This is a genomic window from Acinetobacter entericus (assembly GCF_026168575.1).
In the GTDB taxonomy this organism is placed as follows: domain Bacteria; phylum Pseudomonadota; class Gammaproteobacteria; order Pseudomonadales; family Moraxellaceae; genus Acinetobacter; species Acinetobacter bouvetii.
In genome coordinates this window covers 1-4,111 of sequence record NZ_JAPEQW010000066.1, presented here as the reverse complement: position 1 = coordinate 4,111, position 4,111 = coordinate 1, and the positions used below count along the sequence as shown (strand labels likewise).

Here is a 4,111-nt window from a genome sequence, read left to right as displayed (position 1 = left end):
TATGCCATTATTTCAATGAGTTATCTTTTTTTGTCGTGTACAAAGATGTTTATTAATTAATCAATTGCAGGAGATATTAAGACTTTTTTGTAATTTTAAGTAAAGTTAGTTTTCTGGAATGTTTCATTTTCTCACTCTAAGGTAATCACGAGGACCAAAAATCGATTGAGATTAAAGGTCTTTCCACAGATGGATAAAAAGTAGGATGTTAAATTGACCAACACCTCTAATAAACACAACTCCTCCTTTAATTATACAAGTAGATTAAGACGTGCACGCCATCGCTTTAGTCTGCTGGCAGATAAGGCAGAAGATGATGAAATCGAGCGTCGTATTCGTGATGGGATTGAGCTATCAGGAGCCATTCCCTGGATTTTAATATTCGCTATTTTTATTGCATCAGTCGGATTAAATATCAATTCAACAGCCGTGGTTATTGGCGCAATGCTAATTTCTCCACTTATGGGACCGATCATGGGGGTGGGGCTGGGTGTAGCAGTTTATGACTTTAAACTGGTAAAACGGGCACTCTTCAACCTAGGTATTGCAACACTGATCAGCTTGGTCGTATCCACTCTATATTTCTCGATATCACCCCTCGATAATGCACAATCTGAACTTTTATCACGAACTAGCCCAACCATTTGGGATGTGCTCATCGCATTATTTGGTGGATTGGCAGGAATCATTGGGATCACTCGAGAAGAAAAATCAAATGTTATTCCAGGGGTGGCGATTGCTACAGCATTGATGCCACCTGTCTGTACTGCTGGATTTGGTATTGCAACTGGACAGTGGAGCTTTGTTGGTGGTGCACTGTATTTATATACCATCAATTGTGTGTTCATCAGTTTGGCAACTATTATCGGTATCCGGATTTTAAGGTTAAAGCCACATAGTTTTGCTGACGAAAAAGTAGAAAGATGTGTAAAAATATCTTTGCTGATGATCGCAATGGTGACCGCAATTCCAAGTGCCTATCTGGCGACTAAATTAGTTAATGAAGAAGTTTTTAAATCAACTGCCAACAAATTCATTACACAAGAATTTACCTTTAAAGAAACACAAGTCGCCAGTTCAAAAATTGATAGCAAGACACGGACCATTGAGTTGGCTTTAGTCGGTTTGCCCTTAAGTCAGGCGACGTTGCAGAATATTGAAGGGAGACTTGCTGTTGCAAATCTCGAAGGAACTAAAATTATTGTGCATCAAACCAATGATGATAAGGTTGATGTGACTGCCTTAAAATCTGGGGTATTGAGTGATTTGTATCTGAATGGACAAGAAGCCCTGCGCCAAAAGGATGAACAGGTAAAACAATTACAGCAAGAATTAAGGGTGAAAAATGCTTTATTTGCCAATGCAAATGATGTTTTTGCAGAGCTACGTGCACAGCATCCCACTGTAAGCTCTATTTTTCTAGGACAAGGCATTGATTTACCGACTGATCCCAATCAAAAGCAAATACTGCAACTTAGTGTGAGAACATCTGAACCACTATCGAGTGAAGATCAAATTCGCATTGAAAATTGGTTCAAGGTTAGAATGAAGACGGATGCTGTACTATTAAATTTTTTGGTAAATCAAGATATTGTTAATCAAAAAGATAGCAGTTCAAACTAATACTTGTTAATTTGAACTGCTATGTAGATTGTTTAATTACGGACTACATTTAAAAAATACAAGTGGCGTTCGTATTGATCAATAATGTCCTGGAGTAAATCTTCTTGTGTCCATTCCATGACATTGTAGTTTTTCCCCCCTTCTTTTAGAAAAACTTCCGCTTTGTAATATTTCAGAGAGAGGCTACTTTCGTCATCGAGCATAAAACTCGGAGCTCGTGTTTCAGTAGCCACGACTTGATAGATGAAGTTGATTTCATTTTGATGATCTACTTTCAGTAATAGCCCCCCATCAACCTCACGGATTGAAACATCCAGATTCCGGCGCTGAAATTCATGTTTTATGTTCTGAAAAGCCTGATGAACATTCTGATGAATATAGGCTGTTACTTCGGCTTTAGAATGTGGGTAATGCATAATTAAACCTAGACGCTGTTGCCAGCTTCTTGGGTTTTGTATAGCTCGTGGTGTGATCCTAGCACTTTGTAGGGCCTGTACTTTTAAGACATCTAAACGTAGTGCCTTGATTAACCCCCAGCACAATAACAGCATAATGAAAGTAAAAGGCAAGGCACTCATGATCACTGCAGATTGCAAGGCACTTAAACCACCAACGATCAGCAAGATAATAGAAAGAACAGCAATCACAGCTGTCCAGAACAAACGTTGCCAAACAGGGGAGTGCTCCGTTTTAGCCGTAAGGTAATCTGTGATCAAGGCTCCTGAATCAGCCGAAGTAACAAAAAACAGGAAGATCAGGAGGGTAGCAACCAGACTGGATACACTAGAGAGAGGTAAAGTCTTTAAAAATTCGAATAAGGCAACAGAAGAATCTTTTTCTACAGCCAATACTAGACTGGAATGATTTNCAGGAGGGTAGCAACCAGACTGGATACACTAGAGAGAGGTAAAGTCTTTAAAAATTCGAATAAGGCAACAGAAGAATCTTTTTCTACAGCCAATACTAGACTGGAATGATTTTGAACCGTACCGGGTTTGTCGGAGACTTTTTTATTTAAGTTAGGCCACCTGACCTAACGGGTTAATCTTATCATTGAACCGTACTGGGTTTATCGGAGAGAAGTTTTTAATATCTAAATTTATGTAACTATAGAGTATACCCTAAAGTTACAATCTGAAAGTTCATGAAATTATGTATCATTTAAATGATTTTTAATCATAAGTAACATGTAACTTTAGTGTTAAAGAATTATAATTTACGAAATTTTTCATTTTTATCCAATTGGGGCGTGAAAAAGTGAAAGGCCAAAAAGTAGGGTATGTCCGGGTAAGTTCTGTCGAGCAAAACACTGGACGTCAACTTGAAGGAATTGAGGTCGACCGGATTTTTGTTGACCGTGCTTCAGGTAAAAATACTGACCGACCTAAATTTCAGGAAATGTTGAACTATGTCCGGGAAGGGGACAGGGTGATTGTACATTCAATGGATCGTTTTGCGCGAAGCCTAAAAGATTTGGTCACTGAAGTAGATAAACTGGTCAAACGAGGGATCGCCATCCAGTTTGTAAAAGAAAATATTACTTTTACAGCCGAATCCACCCCGATGGATAATTTGATGCTTCAAATGATGGGTGCTTTTGCACAGTTCGAACGTGAGATCATTTTAGAGCGGCAAAAGGAAGGAATAAAACTCGCCTCTGCTCAGGGGAAGTACAAAGGTCGGGTGCATAAACTAAAGTCTGACCAAGCTGAAGCTTTACGACAAGCATGGAAGGAGGGGAAGTATCCATCGAAAATGGCATTAGGGAAAGCTTTTGGGATTAGTCGTCAGGCGGTATACCGATATTTACAAGTTAGTGAATAGCTTATTGGGATTAGCAACTAAATTTAGTTTAACTTATAAAAATCATGAAACACTGTTCGAATTTTAAGCGTGGAACGTGAAAAATCACAAAAAAAGCCCACCTTGGGGAAGGTGGGCTATCAACTAGAAACTACAGCATTGATTTCTAAGTGGAATTATAACGCTGTTATTCCCAAGTAGAAATGTCCTACCTAATAACCAAATAGAAATGTCCTATATGGACATTTCCAAGTCAAGCACAGGATTTAGATTTCGTTGTTCAATCGCTGTTTTCTGTGCTTGTCTACGTGGCATCTTTTGAGAACGATTGCGTTTGTTTTGTTGTTCCAGTTCTTCATGCTGTTGTTGGATATGATTCAGAACAGCACCCAACCGTTTATTCTCAACAATCTCTCGCTGATTCAGCTGACTTAATTTATCGAATAGGCTGTAATTGATCTTTCGGCCATCATACATGAGGGCTACAGTACCATCCGGGTATTCCAGGAACTCAAGATACTTACCGATCAACCTCTGATTTTCTTCGGTGTTTTCTAGGAGATATACGCATTTATCATAAGTAATCGTCAGGCTATTCGTGACTCTGCGGGGTTCACGCCAAGTAAAAATATCATCTAATTCTTCGGCTGTTTCAGTGATAGGCCGATGTAGATTCTTAGGATTA

Annotated in this window: 2 protein-coding genes and 2 pseudogenes; 2 read left to right on the top strand and 2 right to left on the bottom strand. The window is 39.0% G+C overall.

Going from position 1 to position 4,111, the window contains the following annotated elements; translation table 11 throughout:
- Positions 1-213 precede the first annotated feature (213 nt).
- Positions 214-1,623 carry a TIGR00341 family protein gene (locus OKC24_RS19130; RefSeq protein WP_121595105.1) on the top strand — a complete coding sequence of 470 codons (1,410 nt, stop codon included), beginning with the start codon at positions 214-216 and terminating at the stop codon, positions 1,621-1,623.
- 32 nt (positions 1,624-1,655) lie between these two features.
- On the opposite strand, the pseudogene OKC24_RS19125 reads toward OKC24_RS19130, so the two are convergent.
- Positions 1,656-2,486 (bottom strand): annotated as a pseudogene (locus tag OKC24_RS19125) (glycine betaine transporter); the annotation flags it as partial.
- 394 nt (positions 2,487-2,880) lie between these two features.
- Here OKC24_RS19125 and OKC24_RS19120 point away from each other — a divergent pair.
- Positions 2,881-3,447, top strand: a complete 567-nt coding sequence (locus tag OKC24_RS19120) for a recombinase family protein (RefSeq protein ID WP_161414279.1) — start codon at positions 2,881-2,883, stop codon at positions 3,445-3,447.
- 213 nt (positions 3,448-3,660) lie between these two features.
- Here OKC24_RS19120 and OKC24_RS19115 read toward each other — a convergent pair.
- Positions 3,661-4,111: pseudogene (locus tag OKC24_RS19115) on the bottom strand (ISNCY family transposase); the annotation flags it as partial.